The 17,112-nt window shown below is 58.2% G+C and carries 25 protein-coding genes and 1 pseudogene; 14 read left to right on the top strand and 12 right to left on the bottom strand.

Features of this window, described 5'->3' with window-relative positions; translation table 11 throughout:
- Positions 1-61 precede the first annotated feature (61 nt).
- On the bottom strand, positions 62-2,641 hold the full coding sequence (gene mutS, locus ACZRN6_RS12795; RefSeq protein ID WP_464008118.1) for a DNA mismatch repair protein MutS: 2,580 nt from the start codon (positions 2,639-2,641) through the stop codon (positions 62-64).
- 228 nt (positions 2,642-2,869) lie between these two features.
- On the opposite strand from mutS, the gene ACZRN6_RS12790 reads away from it, so the two are divergent.
- Genes ACZRN6_RS12790 through ACZRN6_RS12780 form a run of 3 tightly spaced genes read left to right on the top strand, consistent with a single transcriptional unit; the run spans position 2,870 to position 4,865 of the window.
- Positions 2,870-3,616 (top strand): hypothetical protein, encoded by a 747-nt coding sequence (locus ACZRN6_RS12790; RefSeq protein WP_464008117.1) that lies wholly within the window; start codon positions 2,870-2,872, stop codon positions 3,614-3,616.
- Positions 3,603-4,163 carry a hypothetical protein gene (locus ACZRN6_RS12785; RefSeq protein WP_464008116.1) on the top strand — a complete coding sequence of 187 codons (561 nt, stop codon included), beginning with the start codon at positions 3,603-3,605 and terminating at the stop codon, positions 4,161-4,163. The genes ACZRN6_RS12790 and ACZRN6_RS12785 overlap by 14 nt, the downstream gene beginning before the upstream one ends.
- A 30-nt stretch (positions 4,164-4,193) precedes the next feature.
- Positions 4,194-4,865 (top strand): hypothetical protein, encoded by a 672-nt coding sequence (locus ACZRN6_RS12780; protein WP_464008115.1) that lies wholly within the window; start codon positions 4,194-4,196, stop codon positions 4,863-4,865.
- 10 nt (positions 4,866-4,875) lie between these two features.
- Here the strand turns inward: ACZRN6_RS12780 and ACZRN6_RS12775 are convergent, their stop codons facing one another.
- The 11 genes and pseudogenes from ACZRN6_RS12775 to ACZRN6_RS12725 all read right to left on the bottom strand — a co-directional run bounded on the left by ACZRN6_RS12775 (position 4,876) and on the right by ACZRN6_RS12725 (position 10,568).
- On the bottom strand, positions 4,876-5,859 hold the full coding sequence (locus tag ACZRN6_RS12775; RefSeq protein WP_464008114.1) for a tyrosine-type recombinase/integrase: 984 nt from the start codon (positions 5,857-5,859) through the stop codon (positions 4,876-4,878).
- Between the two features lie 11 nt (positions 5,860-5,870).
- Positions 5,871-6,065, bottom strand: coding sequence for a DUF4224 domain-containing protein (locus ACZRN6_RS12770; protein ID WP_010564156.1), 195 nt, complete (start codon positions 6,063-6,065; stop codon positions 5,871-5,873).
- Positions 6,066-6,067: 2 nt separating this feature from the next.
- Positions 6,068-6,583, bottom strand: a complete 516-nt coding sequence (locus ACZRN6_RS12765) for a hypothetical protein (RefSeq protein ID WP_464008113.1) — start codon at positions 6,581-6,583, stop codon at positions 6,068-6,070.
- Positions 6,576-6,743 carry a hypothetical protein gene (locus tag ACZRN6_RS12760; RefSeq protein ID WP_464008112.1) on the bottom strand — a complete coding sequence of 56 codons (168 nt, stop codon included), beginning with the start codon at positions 6,741-6,743 and terminating at the stop codon, positions 6,576-6,578. The genes ACZRN6_RS12765 and ACZRN6_RS12760 overlap by 8 nt, the downstream gene beginning before the upstream one ends.
- Positions 6,740-7,015 carry a hypothetical protein gene (locus tag ACZRN6_RS12755; protein WP_464008111.1) on the bottom strand — a complete coding sequence of 92 codons (276 nt, stop codon included), beginning with the start codon at positions 7,013-7,015 and terminating at the stop codon, positions 6,740-6,742. Before ACZRN6_RS12755 ends, ACZRN6_RS12760 begins: the two co-directional genes overlap by 4 nt.
- Positions 7,012-7,745: pseudogene (locus ACZRN6_RS12750) on the bottom strand (metallophosphoesterase). The gene ACZRN6_RS12755 and the pseudogene ACZRN6_RS12750 overlap by 4 nt, the downstream one beginning before the upstream one ends.
- The gene (locus ACZRN6_RS12745) at positions 7,742-8,158 is read right to left on the bottom strand and encodes an Arc family DNA-binding protein (RefSeq protein WP_464008110.1); all 417 of its coding nucleotides are present in this window, start codon (positions 8,156-8,158) and stop codon (positions 7,742-7,744) included. The pseudogene ACZRN6_RS12750 and the gene ACZRN6_RS12745 overlap by 4 nt, the downstream one beginning before the upstream one ends.
- 53 nt (positions 8,159-8,211) lie before the next feature.
- A complete protein-coding gene (locus tag ACZRN6_RS12740) occupies positions 8,212-9,039 on the bottom strand; it encodes an SPFH domain-containing protein (protein ID WP_464008109.1) in 828 nt (275 codons plus the stop codon).
- Positions 9,036-9,284 carry a hypothetical protein gene (locus ACZRN6_RS12735; RefSeq protein WP_464008108.1) on the bottom strand — a complete coding sequence of 83 codons (249 nt, stop codon included), beginning with the start codon at positions 9,282-9,284 and terminating at the stop codon, positions 9,036-9,038. Before ACZRN6_RS12735 ends, ACZRN6_RS12740 begins: the two co-directional genes overlap by 4 nt.
- A 65-nt stretch (positions 9,285-9,349) precedes the next feature.
- Positions 9,350-9,727, bottom strand: coding sequence for a LuxR C-terminal-related transcriptional regulator (locus tag ACZRN6_RS12730; RefSeq protein WP_464008107.1), 378 nt, complete (start codon positions 9,725-9,727; stop codon positions 9,350-9,352).
- An 85-nt stretch (positions 9,728-9,812) separates the two neighbouring features.
- Complete coding sequence (locus ACZRN6_RS12725; protein WP_464008106.1) at positions 9,813-10,568, bottom strand: LexA family transcriptional regulator; 756 nt, start codon at positions 10,566-10,568, stop codon at positions 9,813-9,815.
- A 108-nt stretch (positions 10,569-10,676) separates the two neighbouring features.
- Here ACZRN6_RS12725 and ACZRN6_RS12720 point away from each other — a divergent pair, with 108 nt between their 5' ends.
- The 11 genes from ACZRN6_RS12720 (at position 10,677) to ACZRN6_RS12670 (ending at position 17,042) form a co-directional block, all read left to right on the top strand.
- On the top strand, positions 10,677-10,964 hold the full coding sequence (locus ACZRN6_RS12720) for a Cro/CI family transcriptional regulator (protein ID WP_464008105.1): 288 nt from the start codon (positions 10,677-10,679) through the stop codon (positions 10,962-10,964).
- A 138-nt stretch (positions 10,965-11,102) separates the two neighbouring features.
- Positions 11,103-11,438, top strand: coding sequence for a hypothetical protein (locus ACZRN6_RS12715; RefSeq protein ID WP_464008104.1), 336 nt, complete (start codon positions 11,103-11,105; stop codon positions 11,436-11,438).
- Positions 11,435-11,704, top strand: a complete 270-nt coding sequence (locus ACZRN6_RS12710) for a hypothetical protein (RefSeq protein ID WP_464008103.1) — start codon at positions 11,435-11,437, stop codon at positions 11,702-11,704. Before ACZRN6_RS12715 ends, ACZRN6_RS12710 begins: the two co-directional genes overlap by 4 nt.
- Positions 11,701-12,177, top strand: a complete 477-nt coding sequence (locus ACZRN6_RS12705) for a Cro/CI family transcriptional regulator (RefSeq protein WP_464008102.1) — start codon at positions 11,701-11,703, stop codon at positions 12,175-12,177. Before ACZRN6_RS12710 ends, ACZRN6_RS12705 begins: the two co-directional genes overlap by 4 nt.
- The gene (locus ACZRN6_RS12700) at positions 12,174-12,908 is read left to right on the top strand and encodes a Rha family transcriptional regulator (protein WP_464008101.1); all 735 of its coding nucleotides are present in this window, start codon (positions 12,174-12,176) and stop codon (positions 12,906-12,908) included. Before ACZRN6_RS12705 ends, ACZRN6_RS12700 begins: the two co-directional genes overlap by 4 nt.
- A complete protein-coding gene (locus ACZRN6_RS12695) occupies positions 12,905-13,498 on the top strand; it encodes a hypothetical protein (RefSeq protein WP_464008100.1) in 594 nt (197 codons plus the stop codon). Before ACZRN6_RS12700 ends, ACZRN6_RS12695 begins: the two co-directional genes overlap by 4 nt.
- Entirely contained in the window at positions 13,495-13,920 is a 426-nt protein-coding gene (locus tag ACZRN6_RS12690; protein WP_464008099.1) for a hypothetical protein, read from the top strand. The genes ACZRN6_RS12695 and ACZRN6_RS12690 overlap by 4 nt, the downstream gene beginning before the upstream one ends.
- Positions 13,917-14,153, top strand: a complete 237-nt coding sequence (locus ACZRN6_RS12685) for a hypothetical protein (protein ID WP_464008098.1) — start codon at positions 13,917-13,919, stop codon at positions 14,151-14,153. Before ACZRN6_RS12690 ends, ACZRN6_RS12685 begins: the two co-directional genes overlap by 4 nt.
- The gene (locus ACZRN6_RS12680; RefSeq protein WP_464008097.1) at positions 14,150-14,881 is read left to right on the top strand and encodes a helix-turn-helix domain-containing protein; all 732 of its coding nucleotides are present in this window, start codon (positions 14,150-14,152) and stop codon (positions 14,879-14,881) included. Before ACZRN6_RS12685 ends, ACZRN6_RS12680 begins: the two co-directional genes overlap by 4 nt.
- Positions 14,878-15,663 carry an ATP-binding protein gene (locus ACZRN6_RS12675; protein WP_464008096.1) on the top strand — a complete coding sequence of 262 codons (786 nt, stop codon included), beginning with the start codon at positions 14,878-14,880 and terminating at the stop codon, positions 15,661-15,663. Before ACZRN6_RS12680 ends, ACZRN6_RS12675 begins: the two co-directional genes overlap by 4 nt.
- Positions 15,660-17,042, top strand: a complete 1,383-nt coding sequence (locus ACZRN6_RS12670) for a replicative DNA helicase (protein WP_464008095.1) — start codon at positions 15,660-15,662, stop codon at positions 17,040-17,042. Before ACZRN6_RS12675 ends, ACZRN6_RS12670 begins: the two co-directional genes overlap by 4 nt.
- Positions 17,043-17,112 lie beyond the last annotated feature (70 nt).

Genomic DNA, 17,112 nt, shown 5'->3' with positions numbered 1-17,112 from the left:
AGGCTAAAAGCCCGCAGCATCCCAAACCGCGCGAGAGTCTACCAGCTTGCAAGCGTCTGCGTTATATCCGAGTCTTCAGTGCATATAACATTTCGAGCGCTTTTCGTGGCGTCAAGTCGTCCAGGTCAAGCTTGGCCAACTCATCCAGCACCGGATGCGGCAGGCTGGCGAACATGTCGCTCTGGTGTGGCGCGCTGGGTTTGTTGCTGGCTTTGGCCGGGCTGGCCACTGGAATCTCGTGGGGCAGGGCGGTTTCTTCCAGGCGGCTCAGGTGCTCACGGGCACGGGTGATCACCTCTGCCGGTACACCGGCCAGTTGTGCCACGGCCAGCCCGTAACTCTGGCTCGCCGGGCCGGGCAGCACATGGTGCAGGAACACGATGCGCTCGTTGTGCTCCGTGGCATTGAGGTGAACGTTGGCCACCAGCGGCTCGTTTTCTGGCAACACAGTCAGTTCGAAGTAGTGCGTCGCGAACAGCGTGTATGCGCGCAGGTGCGCCAATCGCTCGGCTGCAGCCCAGGCCAGCGACAGCCCGTCGAAGGTGCTGGTGCCGCGGCCCACTTCGTCCATCAGCACCAGGCTGCGTTCGGTGGCGTTGTGCAGGATATTGGCGGTTTCGCTCATTTCCACCATAAAGGTCGAGCGACCACCAGCCAGGTCATCGCTGGAGCCGATGCGGGTGAAGATGCGGTCTACCAGGGACAACTCGCAACTGGCCGCCGGCACGAAGCTGCCGATATGCGCCAGCAGCACAATCAATGCGGTCTGGCGCATGTAGGTGGATTTACCGCCCATGTTCGGACCGGTGATCACCAGCATGCGGGTGTCGTCGTCCAGCGACAGGTCGTTGGCGACGAACGGTGTGGTCAACACTTGCTCCACCACCGGATGGCGGCCTTGCACGATGCGCATGCACGGCTCGCTGACAAACCGCGGGCAGTTCAAGTCGAGGTTCAGGGCGCGCTCGGCCAGGTTGTTCAATACATCCAGTTCGGCCAGGGCGGCGGCGGTGTCCTGCAAGGGCGCCAGCTTGTCGATCAGGCTTTCGAGCAAGGCCTCGTAGAGCATCTTCTCCCGAGCCAGGGCGCGGCTCTTGGCCGACAGCGCCTTGTCTTCGAAGGCTTTCAGTTCCGGGGTGATAAAACGCTCGGCGCCCTTGAGGGTCTGGCGGCGCTGGTAATCGATTGGCGCCTGCTCGGCCTGCTTGCTTGGCAACTCGATAAAGTAGCCGTGCACGCGGTTGTAGCCGACCTTCAGGTTGGCGAGGCCGGTGCGGGCTTTTTCGCGGGCCTCCAGGTCGATCAGGAACTGCCCGGCGTTCTCGCTCAGGGATTGCAGTTCGTCCAGCTCAGTGTCGTAACCGGTCTTCAACACACCGCCGTCACGAATGATCGCGGGCGGGTTGTCGATGATGGCTTTTTCCAACAGCGCCGCCAGTTCCGGGTAGGTGCTGGTGGTGACGGCCAACTGCTGCAGGTGCGGTGCTTCCAGTTCGGTCATCGCCGCTTGCAGTTGCGGCAGGGCGCCGAGGGCATCGCGCAGGCGGGCCAGGTCGCGGGGCCGTGCGTTACGTAGGCCGATCCGCGCCAGGATCCGCTCGATGTCGCCGATTTCCTTGAGCTGCGGTTGCAGCTTTTCAAAACGGTAGCGATCCAGCAGGCAGGTAATAGAGGTTTGACGGGCTTGCAGTACCTTCAGGTCCCGCAGCGGGCGGTTCAACCAGCGGGTCAGCAAGCGGCTGCCCATGGCGGTCTGGCAACGGTCGACCACCGATTGCAGGGTGTTGTCGCGACCGCCGGCCAGGTTGGTGTCCAGCTCCAGGTTGCGACGGCTGGCGCCATCGAGCACCACGGTGTCGTCCAGGCGTTCATGACGCAGGCTGCGCAAATGCGGCAGGGCGGTGCGCTGGGTTTCCTTGGCGTAGCTGAGCAGGCAGCCGGCGGCGCCGATGGCCAGGGTCAGGGTTTCGCAACCGAAGCCCTTGAGATCTTGCACGGAGAATTGCTGGCACAGACTTTTCAGCGCCGAGTCACGCTCGAAATCCCACGGTGCACGGCGCTTGGTCCCACGGCGACGTTCCGCCGGCAGGTCCTTTGGCCAGTCGTCCGGGATCATCAGCTCCACCGGGTTGACGCGCTCCAGCTCCGCCAGCAGATTTTCCCAGCCCTTGATCTCCAGCACCGTGAAGTTACCGCTGGTGATATCCAGCACCGCGAGGCCGAACAGGCGCTCGTCCCCCAGGACCGCGGCGATCAGGTTGTCGCGTCGTTCATCCAGCAGCGCCTCGTCACTCACCGTGCCCGGGGTGATGATGCGCACCACCTGACGTTCAACCGGGCCCTTGCTGGTGGCCGGGTCGCCGATCTGCTCACAGATCACCACCGACTCGCCGAGCTTCACCAGCTTGACCAGGTAACCTTCCAGCGAGTGGTAAGGAATCCCACACATCGGAATCGCCTGCCCGGCCGACTGCCCGCGCGCGGTCAGGGTGATGTCCAGCAACTTGGCGGCCTTCTTCGCATCTTCATAGAAGATCTCGTAGAAGTCGCCCATGCGATAGAACATCAACTGATCAGGGTGCTGGTTTTTCAGGCGCCAGTATTGCTGCATCATCGGGGTGTGACTGGAAAGGTCGGACATTCAAGGCCTTACAACAATGTGTCTAATAGACGATTGCTGATTGTCTAATATTCGGCACGAATGTGCCACCCACTACCCACCCTCACAGGAGTGAGATGAAGATGAAAAAAATAGGCTTGCACGGTGACATGCGTGTCAATCGATGCTTATATTCGATTTATTTCGTCAAGCTCTTGGCCGCGTTACGGCCGGCGGCTTGATTGTACGGTCGCTTTGTTGGAGTTCAGTATGAGTTTGCCCGAAATCAAGGATTGGCACGTCGAGACGCTGAGGCTTACGGTTTTTAGCCTTGAGCCTATCAGTGCCGTAGGGCGAGGATGGTGGAAGGCTGTAACGAAACTTGACCCTGAAACTGCCATTAATCGGCCAAGCGCTGGTGAGTATTCCGAGTCAGGAGAATTTTTAGGCGGGCAGTTTGAACTCAGAGCTACGTTTAACAGAGTTGATTGGAGTTTATCATTTCCTTTCTCTGACTTACCAGGTTCACCTAAGTCTGAGGATTTGCAAGGTTTAACGGCTAAGTGGCTTTTGATATTAAGTGCTTGGCTTGATGGAATTGATTTTAAAATTGCGAGAATTGCAGCGGGCGCTGTGTTCGTTAGGAAGGTTGAAAGTGTATCTTCTGGCAATAACTTGATCAGTGATTTTTTACATTTCGTTAATATAAAAGATGGTTGTGAAATTGCTGATTTGATGGTTCAGGTCAATAGTCCTACCTATTTCGACTCAATGAAAAGTCTCATTCATAATCGAATTGCCAAGGTCGGTGTTTTAGAAAGGCAGCTGATCACAATAGGGCCGGCGGGCTTTCCAACCGCTATTTCAGATATTGTATTTCGCTGTGAGCTTGATATGAGTTCGTCGTTAAATAATCCTGAGCCACTTCCTACGAATTCTTTAAGAAGGATTTTTAAGGAAATGGTTGATGCTTATTTACTAATTCTCAAGGAGGGGATGGTCGATGATAAGGTTTAGTGATTACTCTGAAATTTATATGACCTCCGGAGAGGCGAGCACACGTGATTGGCTTTCTGCTCCGCCTAGTGACTACTTAACTAAGCTTGAGGTTTTGTTTTCATCTGCTAGTGGGAGCGATTATACAACTAATGCTAGCGTTTTAGTTGGCTCGCTTCCAGAGTTTGGAAAGTCTAGTGTCCGCGTTGGCAATAATAATACTATGCTGTCTCGTTGGAACAATCGCGAAGATACTTTGGCCGATTATTCCTCTGCAAGAGACCTTATTTACCATTGGGAAAAACACGGCAAGGGCCGTTTAGCATCGGTATATGCGGTGTATTTTGTTGAGAGTAATTTTTCCAAGATGAATCTAGAAGCGATAAACTCTCTTCTTTCTTCTGCCTCCCCTCATAGGCTTACCACTTGGTCTATGGTGGCTTTGCTTCGTGCTTCCTACTCTGCGAAGCATTTGCTTCCGGCGTGGATAGTGTTTTTCAATGCGGTCAAGGATGAACTTAAAGATAATGATAGAGCGCCTAAGCTATTAGCGGGCCTGGATCAATAGTTAAGTTCAGTTAGTTTGCTAGGGATTCGCATGAAGATAGTGCTTAATAGGTATGATATAGATCTACCTGATGACGTAAATTTAGCGTTGGTTATTACTGGTCCGCTTGATGAGGGAGGCCAGAGGCATACTGGTTTTGTTGTAAAGGATTTTCTTGGTGATTATTGGATTTTTCATCTCTGCTCAAATAATGCATATGTGAAAAGCCCTTTGATAGCTAGGTATAATTATCTGATTGTTCCTTCTCTACAGCCTGAGACTGAGAATGCGATAATTACCTTTCTTGCCGGCCTCTATGATGTTACCGGTGGCCAAATCCCATACTCTATCGCGTGGGATGATAAGCAATATTTTGATCTGGACGGAAAGTTGATCGCAAATGAGCCTGGTGATGGTTTTACTTGCGCTACATTTGTTCTGGAGTCCTTCAAACGATACGGGATGGATATGGTGGCGCGTGATACGTGGCCTCTGTCCCCTGGAGGTGCGGAGTGGCAAAGTGGGATTATTAACAATCCACTTGTGAATCTTAGCCCGGAACAGTTTTTAGCTCAGGTAGAAAAGGTCGGTAAATATCCACGGTTTCACCCCGAGCAAGCACTCGGCGCTGCGTACCACTATACAAACTTTCGACTCCCTCACTCTATCGTATATCCAGCGGGGCAAGAGGTTGTTGCTGAAATGGTCAGATTAAGTGCTTGAATCTTGAGATTCAATATCTCGGAAAAGACGGGGGTATACCTACATTTGTCTTGCGTAGTCGCAAATAGCGCTGCGTCATCTTGAAGTCAGTATGCCCTCCAAGTTTTTGTGCGTTATTGCCCTGGTCGTCAGTGTCGGAAAGCGACTTGGCGCGCAGGTCATGTAGGCTCGCATCCTCGACGCCAGCCTTCTTGCAGCTGATGGCAAAGGCATCCTTCACCGAGCTGTAATGCACCGGCTTCCCGCCGCGCGGTGAGCAGAAAAGGGTGAGGCCACGGATCTTCCTCGGCAGCGCCTTGACCCGGGCGATCAATGCCTCCAAGTCTGGCGTCATCTGCACCAACAACCTGGCATTGGTCTTTTCCTGCTTGAAGGCGATGCCCTCGGCGCTGATGTCGGCCAGGCGGATTGCCAGGACGTCACCGATGCGCTGGCCGGTCAGGTAGCACATCTCATAGATCACGCGCATGTTGGCGCTCGACTTGTCGCAGATCGCCTGAAACTCGCCGTGGGTGATGTACCGGTCGCGTTTGTGTTCCAGGTGTCGGCGAACGCCGATGCACGGATTCGAGTCGACGATCTGCTGCTCCAGGGCGTAAGTGAACACAGCACGCAGCACCGAGATCACCCGGTTCGACATATTCGGCGTGTCAGCCATGTGAAGCTTGAGTGCGACGACGTGCCGCTGAAGCACCTCGCGGGGCTCGAAGTCGGCGAAGTTTTCCTTCAGCCGCTCGCAAGCTGCCTCGTACTGCTTGAGGGTGTTCGGCTTGAGGGGCGGCTTTGTCCTGGTGCGCATCTGTTCGAGCGCATCGTCGATCAGCTTGGGCATGCCGCCCTGGCTGCCCTTGTCCAGCAGCTTGGCGTATTCCGCCAGGGATGCCTGAAAGTCGATGCCCAGGCGCTTCCACTTGCCCTTGCGGACCAGGTAATAAGCGCCATGCTTCTGGTACATGCACGCCGGCAGGTGCCGGTCCTTTTTGCGCGGACGCATCGATCTTCACCTCAACCCAGCCGAAGCTCCGGCCCCTTCCTTGATTGAATACCACCCAACCGCCCGATGACAACCTGGCGCAGCACCTTCGGGTGACCATCACCACCTACCGCGAACCCGTATCGTTCGGCGGTCAGCCACTTTATCTGTGCCCCTGGCTTCTTATAGCCGGTCAGGTCGGCAACTTCCTCTGCTGTCAGAAACATACCTACCTCCTTTCGTGTCGCGACACGTTTTCGTCATCCTTGGATGGTGTCGCGACCTGGCAATCCTCGGTCATTGCCGCACGCACTGCCTGCCGAAGGTCGGTCTCGCCTTCGAAGCCGAGAGCCCATAGCACTTCTTCACCGTCGGCCCTGACGCCCTTCACATCGACTTCGAACTCATCCCCGCACTGACTCGCCAGCCAGCGGAACATTTCTGCATCGGATCTCACGCTTCGAAACGCGTCATCCGGTACCAGGGTGTGACCCTGCAGCTCGCCGCCTAGGTACGCCAGCAACGTCTGCGCCTCGTCGTGGTACATGTGACGCTCGGCCTGATTCTCGTCTTGGTCGTGCTCGCCATCAACAAAACGCTTGAGCAGGAAGGCCAGCGAGTTACGTTCGGCCAACAGCGCGCGGACTGCAGGCGCCGTTTCAGGTGCCGGGCAGCCTCCGTGTGACGAACACATGCCCGGCGTCAGGCAGCGCGTCATTGATTTACGGCAGATCATGTCAGTCATGACTCGCGCCCCGTTGAAAGTGGTCAGCCAGCACCCGGCGCGCGTCGATACCGCACGATGCCGACATGGCGTAGATCTGCCCGAACGTGGTTTCCCGGCGCTGCAGGGCGTTGAACAGCTCGATCAGTCGCTGGCCTTTGCTTCCGTTGCGGCGGTTCATAATTGGAACCCCTTTTTCTGCGGGAGCGGGGTGGTGCCCAATTGCTCTTTTTCAGCCGTTGAACTGGCCTGAGAGGCCCGGCCCGCTTCACTTGATGGGGTGGTGCTGGCGCGGGTGCGAAGTTGGCTATCCGGCAAGCAACTGATTCCGCCCTGGGCCGTAATGAAGCACGTGACGGCGCGGGTAGAGTCGTGCTGCACGCTGATGATTTGCTCGCCGGCCGAGGCCTGGCCAACGATCAGCAGCAGGATCATGGTGATGATGGTTTTCATGGGCGTTCCTCCCAGTCCCAGTTCAATTTAGGGTTGACCGGCGGGTAGCACTGAAGCGTGTGCAGGTCGATCAGCGTGAAGTGGCCACCCATCCAGGCGCCGGTGTCGATGTGATAAACGTTGCCGAGGATGGCCGGCTGGCGCACGGGTGTATGCCCGACAATGACCGCACGCACACCGCTGACGCCTTCGCGGTTCTCTTCGGTGATTCGGCTGCGGGACCACTGGCAAACCGCATCTACGTTCAGCAGGCCGGGCATCTGGCCTGTCAGTGCGTCACGGAGCATCGACCAGACAGGGAATGAAAGTCAGCGTGCACGATCCCGACCAGGCCTTCCGGCGTCTCGACCTCAAGCGCTATGGGCAGGTCCGCCAGCAAGGCCGCATAACAACCGCGCTCGACGGATGGCAGGCCCAACATCCAGGCGCCGCCGTTGGCTAAGTGGAGATTGCCGGCACGCCCGTCTGGGTCGAAGTGGTAGGCGTCATAGACCATGGCTTCATGGTTGCCCTGTACGGCGAAAAACCACGGCTTGGCCAACCAGGTATCTACGTCGGCAGACTCCGGCCCGCGGTCCACCAGATCGCCCACGCTGAACAGCCGGTCAGCGGCAGGATTGAACCCGACCGCAGCCAGCGCCGCCTGGAGTTTGGTGAAGTGCCCGTGCACGTCGCCAACCGCGAAGTCGCGCCCGGCGGTATTGGTCTCGAATCGCTTGAACTTGCTCATGCTGCAGCCCCAGGCATACCGCCAAAATCCATCTTGGCGCGGTCAATCTCTCGGTCGAGGTCGCTCCTTGTCAGAAGATTTCCAAAATGATCGCGCACCAGAATTTGGTAGTTGATCGTAAATCCGGTATCGCGTAACCACTCATATCGGCGGGCGTTCGCTGCCATCTTCACGCGTTCATCGATATGCAGCGAACGCGCGGAGACCGGTGTTACGACGGTGTTGGCCAGCACGTCGAGCAGGATCTGCTGGCGGTTCTGACCATCCAGGTACTGGCGCACGGCCTGGATGAACACGCTGTTCATGCTTCGGTCGCTGGCGTTCGCCGCTGCTTCGATATCGGAGCGCAGGCCGTCGGGCAGGCGCACCACAAATTTGTCGGCGGTGCGGGAATCGTAATCTTTGGCGCTCATGGGATTCTCCTGGCTGATGGCGCACATCTGCGCCATCGCCCGCTGGTGTCGGGCTACTTACCGATGCCGATGAATGGGGTTGCGGCGCCACTGGTCATGTACACGGGAAGTTTCCCGTCCCACTTCTCAATGGCGTTGAGCTCGACAACGCCCGGGTTCTTGCGCAGCGCCTCGCCACGGATGTTCAGTGACTCGGCTTCGCCCTGGGCCTTGAGGATGGCCGCGTCCTTGTCGCCTTGTGCGGCGGCGCGCACTTTGGCTGCTTCGGCTTCGGTCTGGCGCAACTCGTTCTCGCGCTGCTGGGCCTTCTGCGTGGCGGTGATGCTGTTGTTCAGAGCCTCGACGACCTGCGGTGGCAGCACGATCTCGCCATTGAGGTAAAGCGACTCAACCACGATCCCCTTGCCGTCAAAGTGCTGCTGGACCTGGGCTTCGATCGCCTTCAAGAATGCCTCTTTGCCCGGGCCGTATACCTCGGATGCCTTGACCTTCGAGCCGGCGTTGTTGAACGCGTTGCGCACCACCTGCGGCACGTTCACCTGGATGATCTCGTCCATCGACTTGCGGTAGGTCTGGAAGAGCAGAGGGGCCGCGCCTTGCTTGGCGCGCAGCGTGATCCCGATCGGGGCGCTGATCGTCATGCCGTCGCGGTCCTGGAACTTGACCTGCTGCAGGTTGAAGTTTTGGGCGAACGTCGGGAACAGGAACAGCTCTTCATTGGGTGTCAGCCACTTGTAGCCGACGGTGGCCTCGGTGGGCGCCACCCCCTTATCGCTACCCATGAGGTTCACGATCACGCCGGTGTAGCCGGCGGGCACCTTCGAGCAGCCCGCCGTGATGGCGAGTAGGCACAGCATTGCAATGGCGGCAATCCGCTTCATTGGTCTTTCTCCGTGGTATCGGCCGATTGGCCTGGTTTTGGTGTGGTGATGAGCAGGAACAGGCAGGCACTGGCGATCAGCCAGACTGCGGTACCGAAGAAGCCAGCCACGACATCGATGTCGGACGAGCTGCTGATCAGGTCGCGAGCCGCAAACAGCAGCCATGCGCCGGACGCGGTGATGTAGAGCAGGACCGAAATCATCACTTTGAACAGCTGAAACGGGGTGATCGGTTTACGAGACATTTCACTTTCTCCAGGCCGAACGAATCCCGGCCGCGTTGTTGGCTTTCGCAAAAAATCAGGTTGGGTTAAACGGTGTAGGCGGCCTCTATACGGCGGACGGCCACGCGGGCTTCAACACGGCGCTCGCCTGGACGGCGGATGCGATACATGGAGTTGTCGCTGAATGCGGATTGGCCGGCAAGGACGGTACAAAGAGCCAGGATCATTGGGCTGATCAAGCCGCGGCGGAACGCCTCAGCGATCAGCGCTGGTCGCTTATAGACGCCAAGCTTGTGCATGCAGGATTCAATGCGCCCTTTGATTGAGCGTGGCGAGAGCCCGTCATGCTTGGCGATTTCTTTGTCAGTCTGGCCAGCAGCAACGGCCAGCAGGCAAGACAGTTCGCGTTCGGCGAGGCCGAGCCCGAGGTTTCCTTTCCATGTACCGTTGCTGATGAATTGCATGATGTGCCACCCGTGACCAAAGTTGGTTTCTGGTGGCTATAGTGCTGGCGGGATTTATTTGTGTCAATCCTTGCGGGATTATTTTTTACAGGCCTGGTATTTTTGCGTCGATTACTCGGCCAATGATCTCCCAGTCTCCGTCAATTTCCAGGGGCTTGAACGTTGGATTCAAGGGCATTAGGTACCCGCACCCTGCGTCGTTCAGATATTGCTTGAAGGTTGTCTCTCCGTCGCGATGGCGAGCCACATAGAACTTTCCGCTTATCAAGTCGAAGCCCTCCGGCTGAACCAGTATTTTTGTCCCTTCTGGAAAGCTCGGGACGGTCTGCGAGGTCATCGATGGGCCTCGCACGTCCAGCCAGTAACCGTAATCGCCGGCGTTTTCGGTTGATGCGAGATACTCGTCGGCACTACCTGGCACAAAAGAATCTGGAGACTCTGCCCTGCTCCCTGCCGCTATCCAACTGATCAACGGGTACCTCCTTGGCGCCCGCCACGGTTGGACTGCAAGCTCGAGGTTGGCGTGCTCAGATCTCTCTCCCTTGTGCTTTTCGTAAAGACCCTCGCCCGAAACTGCGGAGGTCATCATTGCGATGAGCTTCGCGATTCTCGGGCTGAAGCTTTCGACCGGCACCTGCAGTAACTGCGAGACCTGCACGGCAAAAGGAGTGTTCAGCGCATTACGGCCATTCAGGTAATGGCTGAAAGACCCTTGATTCATTCCAAGGGCGGCCGCTGCTTTTTCTTGTGTCAAGCCGAGCTCCTTGCGCTTCGCCATAAAAATGGCTTTGAGCGCCGCGCACTCCTGCTGGGCAACATCACTGAGATCTTTCTTTTTCATCTGAGCACCCTATGGCCGGCGGCATTGAAATTCAAATGCCGCAAGCATTGACTTTAAAAAATCCCGCCAGCACTATTTAAAAAGAACCGAAACAGTGGAGTCACTCCGGTGCAACGAATTCCTCTTGCTGAATACGCAGCAAAGCGACATGCCGGGACAGCCGAGAAGCTCGGAATGAGCCAAGGCTCTTTGAGCAAGGCTATCCGTGAAGGGCGGTCCATCTTCGTGATCGTGTCCGACGACGGCAACCTGTCCGCCCTCGAAGAGAAACCATTTCCTGGACAGAGGCGGCATAGCTCGCCCAACCAATACCCAAAGAATAGTCCCTCAGGGTCTAGGTCGTCAGGTTCAGAAGTACCTGTGAGTTCATCCAGTACCCAGCGGGAAACACAATGAATCCCCGCGACCCATCTCAGTTTTTGCTGTCCGGCTGATTTTCCTTCGGGCAACAAAAAGCCCGCTTCGCAGGCGGGCTTTAAGTCGCTACCAGTTCGCATCTGGTGGCTTTGGTATTTCTTCGTTCTGGAGAACGATATGACGCACCCGAAAAATAGCAACAATCAACCAGTAGCGCAAGACTCGCTCACGACTGAGCAGGATTTTTGCGAGACCCCGATCGACAACAAGGGCGAATACATGCTTCGGGTTGTTCCCGGGATCGGTTCCCGGGACGCCATTCAGCAAGCCCGCACTCTCGCCTCTGGCCTTGGCCAGATCTGTCAGCACATGCACGACAGCCTGAACTATGGCGAGATGACTTACACCGACGGCATGGCGACTTTGAAGTTTGTAGCCGACACCGTGAGCACGCTTCTTTGGTCTGTCCAGCGCGGACTTCCATCGGAAATTGCCGAGAGGGAGCAGGCATGAAAACCCAAACCCTCACACTCGAGCATGAGTTCATGGTCAGCGGCAATCACGCTGTCCTCTCGGCTGCTGGTGGTGTACCCCTCCATGAGTCGCTCGACGCAGCCACTAGTTTGCTTGAGGCGGTATCCGCCGGCCTCCGGGAATTGATGTGCGTTCCAGCCGTATCCAATCAGGCAACTCTGGCTTACTACGCCGCCCAGAACGCCCTCGCGCTCGTTTACGCCTCACATGCCGCCGTCGACCCGGCGTCCGGAGGTGCGGCATGAATGAGCCCAAACAAATCGCGGATGACGCGATCTTCCAAATTGCCTGCGCTATGGAACACATCAACTGGCTCCGTGGCGTGATCGGCGTCCTTCGGGATCGCCTGGATAAGCACCCGGTGGATAGCTCATACGCCGCAGTTGCCGATCTGGGGGTCTTCAATGCAGACGACTGGCATAACCAGCTCGACTGTGAGCGCGAGAGCCTGGAAAAGCGCACTGAGCTCGCGTTCTCTGAAGCGAATCCCGCGCCACGATCTGGCGCATTCGATAACGTGGCGCGGATTACTCTGGCCGAATTCGCCAAGGGTCGTCAGCGCATTGCGGCTCGTGAGCTCGGAGTTACACAGGTCGCAATCTCCAAAGCCCTTGGTGCCTGTCGGGAGATATTCGTCACCCGTCTCGCCGACGGCACTATCAGCGGCACCGAGGTGCGTCCGTTCCCAAGCGTCACAGTAGAAGGGAGTGCCCAATGACCATCGCCAAATTCCAAGGCGGCGATGCTGTCACCATGTCCTCGCAAGAGATCGCTGATCTGGTCGGTTCGCGCCACGACAAGGTCAAGCAATCCATTGACCGACTGGTAGAGCGGCGTGTTATTTCCCAGCCCCCAGTGGGGGACGGACCCAAAGCCGGCAATGGCGTGGTCGTTCAGGAGTACCTGGTCAACAAGCGCGACAGCTTCGTCGTCGTCGCGCAACTCTGCCCGGAATTCACCGCTGCGCTGGTTGATCGTTGGCAAGCCCTGGAGGAGCAAGCCGCCCGCCCGATGACCCAGGCCGAGATCACCGCCGCCAACGCAAACCACTTGGTGGCGGTCGAGCGACAGCAGCGGGAGCAGCGGGTGGCGCTGGAGCGGATCGAGCGCCGCGTCGAGGACCTGAGCCAAACGACCGTGTGGGATCACTGCCCACAGAACTGCCAGTCACTGACCCGCATCAAGGAAACCATGCTGGCGCGCCACGGGCTGTCCGGCGCAGTTGTCGACTACGTGCTGAAGGTCTGGCCAAGCCAGCCAAACCCCGCAGGCATGGTCCGCAACGGCCACGAGGAAGCGCTGGGCTCCCAATACCTGGTCTGGTCCAAGAGCCACGTCACGGCCGCATTCCACCGCTTCGTATCCGAATCCACGATGGTCACCGCCACCCAGGCGACCCACCCATATTTCGAGGGCCGGTTCCGCCTGGTCCAGAAGGTCCAGTCATGAGCAAGGTATTGAATTTCCCGCCGCAGGTACTGCCCGTGGAGCATATCGACGAGGCCCTCTTTGAAAAAAACAATGACGCCGCGCTGCTGTTGAAATGCTTCGAGGTCGTCAAGGACGCGCTTGAGGTGATCAACGAGCCTGAGTATTCCATCGAGAAAGAGGATGACACGCACATTGATCTTATTCGCGCGTTCTATGCCTTGAAGGTGCTGTTCCGGCGGAGGACGGGTCACGATGCAGACCAGGTTGCCAAAGACCACTATGAGGCAATGACTCGCCATCTGCTGGGGGGAGAACCGCGCCCCGAAAACAAGATTCCCGTCGTCGTGTACCCGGCCGAATGCCTGCCGGACGAGGCTTTTGATGGGCTGACCGACCATCAATTGGCTTGCGCGGCGTTCAACTACAGCGACCGCGTTCGACGCTTGATCATGGACCACTCACCGCACGCTTTGGCACTGGACGAGGCTCGTACCTTCTCCATTGACTCCACCACCGCGCTACGCCTGCTGGTTTTGCGCATGTCAGGTGGCTCAGTGGAAGCTATGGCCGCCGGGATGAGTCGTAAGCCAGGGGAGACACTGCAATGACCAGTCAACCCAACGATCTGTTCGGCGCCGCCAAATCAATGCCCGAACCTGAGCTGCCGCCGAACTGGCTGAACGTAGTCGCTCGCAAGAAGCTTGGCGAGCCACCGGAATGGCGCTGGTGCAAGTTCGAGATGATCGGCGACACCCACGACTGTGTGGTCGAGGGCGGCATTCCTCGACTGTTGCAGAGTGGTGAGCGCAAAGGGCAACCAACCTGGCGTGACTGCCCGATCAAGAAGTGCGTGGTCACTCAAGCGGAGCACGATCAAGCCAAGGCGGACTACGAGGCCGAGACCGGCAAGTGTCACGACTGCGCGGGCTCCGGTCTGTGGCTTTCCGGTTGGGGCTGCGATACCGGCAACCGCTTCAAACCCTGCCCGCGCTGCAATGCCACCGGAAAGGCCATGGAGGTGCAGCTGTGACCACTCCACTGGAATCAACCACTGCAATCGCAGCAGTACAGACCGGCACCGGCGAAGTAGTAGCTGGCCCCTGGCCCAACTATTCCAATTGCCGTCGCCTGCCTGACCGCGACCGCTGGGAGGTCTACGCCATGGCCAAGGCCTCACGCGGCGCGCTGGAGGATCGCGGCGTGGTCATGACCGAGAGCTATGACGCGTTCATTGCCCGGGTAACACGGGAGCTGGACATATGAGTATGGAATTGATGGTCAAGGCCATGAAAACCAAGGTGGGCAACCCGCTGCGCAAGCTGGTGCTGGTCAAGCTGGCCGACAACGCCAGTGATCAGGGCGAATGCTGGCCGTCCTACCAGCACATTGCAGACCAGTGCGAGATCAGCCGCACGACGGTGAAGGTGCATGTTCGTGAGCTGGAAAAGGCTGGGTTCCTTCGTCGTGAGTTCCGCCGAAAGGGCGAGCTGAATCAGTCCAACCTGTTCCACCTGGATCTTGGTGGTGGGGCGGGAGGTGCCCTAGGGGGTGGGGCGTCAGAAAACCCACCTGGGGCGTCAGAAAACCCAGGGGGTGGGGCGTCAGCTGCCCCCAGAACCAGTCACTCTTCTGAACCAGTCAAGGAACCTACACCTTTGAGTGAAAGTTTTGATCAGTTCTGGAAGCTGTACCCACGCAAGGTAGGAAAGGCACCTGCTGTGAAAGCCTGGAAAAAGCTGAAGGTAACCCCGGAACTGTTCGGCTTGATCGCCACCGCGCTTGGCAGACAGTCCGTCAGCATCGACTGGCTCAAGAGTGGCGGGCAATACATCCCGCATCCGTCGACATGGCTAACCAACAAGCGCTGGCAGGATGAGGTCGCGGCCATCGGAAACCAGTCTCGCCACACCAACCTCGACCAGATCAACCACGAAGACGGCCTTGAGCGGCAAGCCGATGGCACTTACCGAATTGCGAGCGTGAACCCATGACCACAAAACCCAAGTACACCCTGGAAACCCGGGCGGGCGATTGCCGTGAGCATGGCCGCTTCCCTGACAGCCTGGTGCAGCAGTTCGGTGACGAACCGGTTTGTTTCGGCTGCCCACGCTGCCACTTCGATGCTCGCCACTCGCAAGACCTCGATCAACGTTCGAAGGCAACTGGCATCCAGCGCGACAGGCTGTTGAACGAGCGCCTACTCGACGCTGGTATCCCGGAGCGGTTCACGGCCTGCACGCTGTCCAACTGGACCGCTGACGAGCCTGCACAGGTTCAGGCACTGGCTGCGTGCTGCGGTTTCGTTGAGGTATTCGACGAGAACTTCTCTGTTGGCCGGTCCGCGATGCTGCTGGGTACGGTGGGCACCGGCAAAACACACCTGGGCACCGCGATGCTACAAGCGGTGATTCGCGAACACGCTCACGACGGGCTCCGAGGGTTGTACGCCACCGCCGGCTCGATCATCCGCGACGTGAAGGCCACCTTCGGCAATCGCGGGCGCACCGAGGCTGACATCTACGCCGACCTGATCCGCCCCGACCTACTGGTCATCGATGAGGTTGGCGTCCAGCACGGGACTGACTTCGAGCGGCAGGTGCTGTTCGAGGTGATCAATGGCCGGTACGAGAAGGTCAAGCCCACCGTCGTGGTGAGCAACTTGGGTGTGACTGAGCTGCGGCAGTGTCTTGGAGATCGTGCCGTTGATCGGCTGCGAGACAAAAGCGGCATCGTGGTGGTGTTCCGCTGGGCATCCGCGCGGGGTGCCGCATGAGCCGCGAACTATTCAGCATCGAGGCTGAGCACGGCGTCTTGGGGGCGATCATGCTGGACCCATCCCTATTCGACGAAGTGACCAGCAAGATCAGTGTTTCCGACTTCCACGACCTGGAGAATGCGGCGCTGTACAAGGCGATCATTGAGTGCCAGGCCACTGGCGACCCTATTGACCCGGTTACTGTTGGTCTTTGGCGTCCGACCTTGCCGAGCGGTGATAGCACACTGGCGTTTGCGGTAGAGATCGCCAAGAACGTGCCCAGTACCGCCAACTGGAAGACATACGCCCGACACGTTCGGGAGAGGGCAATCCTCCGGCGCGTGGTTGAGGCTGGCGACGTGATTCGCGAACAAGCCACCGAAGACCTGCCGCTGGCGGACATCATCGCTCTGGCGCAGCAAGCAACCGCCGACCTTCGTGATCTGGATGATGACGGTCAGCGGGATTACTACCGGGCAAGCGAAATCCTGCCCGGCGTCGTCGACACCATCGACTCGAAGTTCAACAAGACGATGCCCGCCGGGCTTTCCACGGGCTTGAAGGATCTCGACGAGCTGGTGCGAGGCTTGCGCCCGGGCAACATGATCGTCGTGGGCGGGCTAACGGGTTCAGGCAAGACCATCCTCGGCTTGCAAATCGCCCAGCACGTCACCTGCAAGCTCGGGGGCGCCGGTTTAGCGTTCTCCATGGAAATGACCAAGGAGGAGCTGATCACGCGCGGCCTGGCATCGATTGGCAGCGTCAATCTGAGCAAGTTGGACAGTGGTGAGTTGGAGGATGACGACTGGCCCAAGCTAACCAGCGCGGTAAACGTCCTCAACCAAGCAAATCTGTTCGTCAACGACCAGGCCGGCATGACGATGCCCCGCATCCGCTCAATTGCCCGGCAGTGCCAGCGTCGAGAAGGGATCAACGTGTTGCTGGTGGACTACGTCCAACTGATCACCGCCGAGGGCGGCGCCAACCGCTCCCTCGAAGTCGGGAAGATATCCACAGCCCTGAAGAACCTGGCCAAGGAACTGAAAATTCCGGTGATCGTGCTGGCCCAGCTCAACCGCGGCTCAACCAATCGCCCCGACAAGCGCCCGCGCCCAAGCGATATCCGCGACTCCGGCCAGATCGAGCAGGACGCCGACGTGGTGATCCTGGTGCATCGCGACTTGGAGAGCGAAGAGGGCCAGAACGGCGTAACCGAGCTGATCGTGGGCAAGGTCCGTCACGCAAAGGTCGGGTCATGCATGGTCCAGCAGCAGGGCAAGTACGTCCGGTTCGTCGACTTCGAAGGCAAGCCGCCGAGCAGCGAGGATGTCGAGATGGGGCGATCGAGCTACGCCAGCAAGTACGGCAAAGGGAGAAAGAACGATGAAAAGTTCTGATCTGTTAGACAGGGCCGCCCAAAGCGCTGGCGCCGAGCAGACGGTCGTTAGATTCCAAGATTCGCATAAC

This window comes from Pseudomonas sp. A125, from assembly GCF_055409485.1.
Note: the sequence above shows the minus strand (reverse complement) of the source record. Positions and strands in the feature narration are given on the sequence as shown.

Bases quoted from the DNA above. Each gene is read 5' to 3' on its own strand.
- mutS (WP_464008118.1), bottom strand. From the start codon at position 2,641: ATGTCCGACCTTTCCAGTCACACCCCGATGATGCAGCAATACTGGCGC.
- ACZRN6_RS12790 (WP_464008117.1), top strand. From the start codon at position 2,870: ATGAGTTTGCCCGAAATCAAGGATTGGCACGTCGAGACGCTGAGGCTT.
- ACZRN6_RS12785 (WP_464008116.1), top strand. From the start codon at position 3,603: ATGATAAGGTTTAGTGATTACTCTGAAATTTATATGACCTCCGGAGAG.
- ACZRN6_RS12780 (WP_464008115.1), top strand. From the start codon at position 4,194: ATGAAGATAGTGCTTAATAGGTATGATATAGATCTACCTGATGACGTA.
- ACZRN6_RS12775 (WP_464008114.1), bottom strand. From the start codon at position 5,859: ATGCGTCCGCGCAAAAAGGACCGGCACCTGCCGGCGTGCATGTACCAG.
- ACZRN6_RS12770 (WP_010564156.1), bottom strand. From the start codon at position 6,065: ATGTTTCTGACAGCAGAGGAAGTTGCCGACCTGACCGGCTATAAGAAG.
- ACZRN6_RS12765 (WP_464008113.1), bottom strand. From the start codon at position 6,583: ATGACTGACATGATCTGCCGTAAATCAATGACGCGCTGCCTGACGCCG.
- ACZRN6_RS12760 (WP_464008112.1), bottom strand. From the start codon at position 6,743: ATGAACCGCCGCAACGGAAGCAAAGGCCAGCGACTGATCGAGCTGTTC.
- ACZRN6_RS12755 (WP_464008111.1), bottom strand. From the start codon at position 7,015: ATGAAAACCATCATCACCATGATCCTGCTGCTGATCGTTGGCCAGGCC.
- ACZRN6_RS12745 (WP_464008110.1), bottom strand. From the start codon at position 8,158: ATGAGCGCCAAAGATTACGATTCCCGCACCGCCGACAAATTTGTGGTG.
- ACZRN6_RS12740 (WP_464008109.1), bottom strand. From the start codon at position 9,039: ATGAAGCGGATTGCCGCCATTGCAATGCTGTGCCTACTCGCCATCACG.
- ACZRN6_RS12735 (WP_464008108.1), bottom strand. From the start codon at position 9,284: ATGTCTCGTAAACCGATCACCCCGTTTCAGCTGTTCAAAGTGATGATT.
- ACZRN6_RS12730 (WP_464008107.1), bottom strand. From the start codon at position 9,727: ATGCAATTCATCAGCAACGGTACATGGAAAGGAAACCTCGGGCTCGGC.
- ACZRN6_RS12725 (WP_464008106.1), bottom strand. From the start codon at position 10,568: ATGAAAAAGAAAGATCTCAGTGATGTTGCCCAGCAGGAGTGCGCGGCG.
- ACZRN6_RS12715 (WP_464008104.1), top strand. From the start codon at position 11,103: ATGACGCACCCGAAAAATAGCAACAATCAACCAGTAGCGCAAGACTCG.
- ACZRN6_RS12710 (WP_464008103.1), top strand. From the start codon at position 11,435: ATGAAAACCCAAACCCTCACACTCGAGCATGAGTTCATGGTCAGCGGC.
- ACZRN6_RS12705 (WP_464008102.1), top strand. From the start codon at position 11,701: ATGAATGAGCCCAAACAAATCGCGGATGACGCGATCTTCCAAATTGCC.
- ACZRN6_RS12700 (WP_464008101.1), top strand. From the start codon at position 12,174: ATGACCATCGCCAAATTCCAAGGCGGCGATGCTGTCACCATGTCCTCG.
- ACZRN6_RS12695 (WP_464008100.1), top strand. From the start codon at position 12,905: ATGAGCAAGGTATTGAATTTCCCGCCGCAGGTACTGCCCGTGGAGCAT.
- ACZRN6_RS12690 (WP_464008099.1), top strand. From the start codon at position 13,495: ATGACCAGTCAACCCAACGATCTGTTCGGCGCCGCCAAATCAATGCCC.
- ACZRN6_RS12680 (WP_464008097.1), top strand. From the start codon at position 14,150: ATGAGTATGGAATTGATGGTCAAGGCCATGAAAACCAAGGTGGGCAAC.
- ACZRN6_RS12675 (WP_464008096.1), top strand. From the start codon at position 14,878: ATGACCACAAAACCCAAGTACACCCTGGAAACCCGGGCGGGCGATTGC.
- ACZRN6_RS12670 (WP_464008095.1), top strand. From the start codon at position 15,660: ATGAGCCGCGAACTATTCAGCATCGAGGCTGAGCACGGCGTCTTGGGG.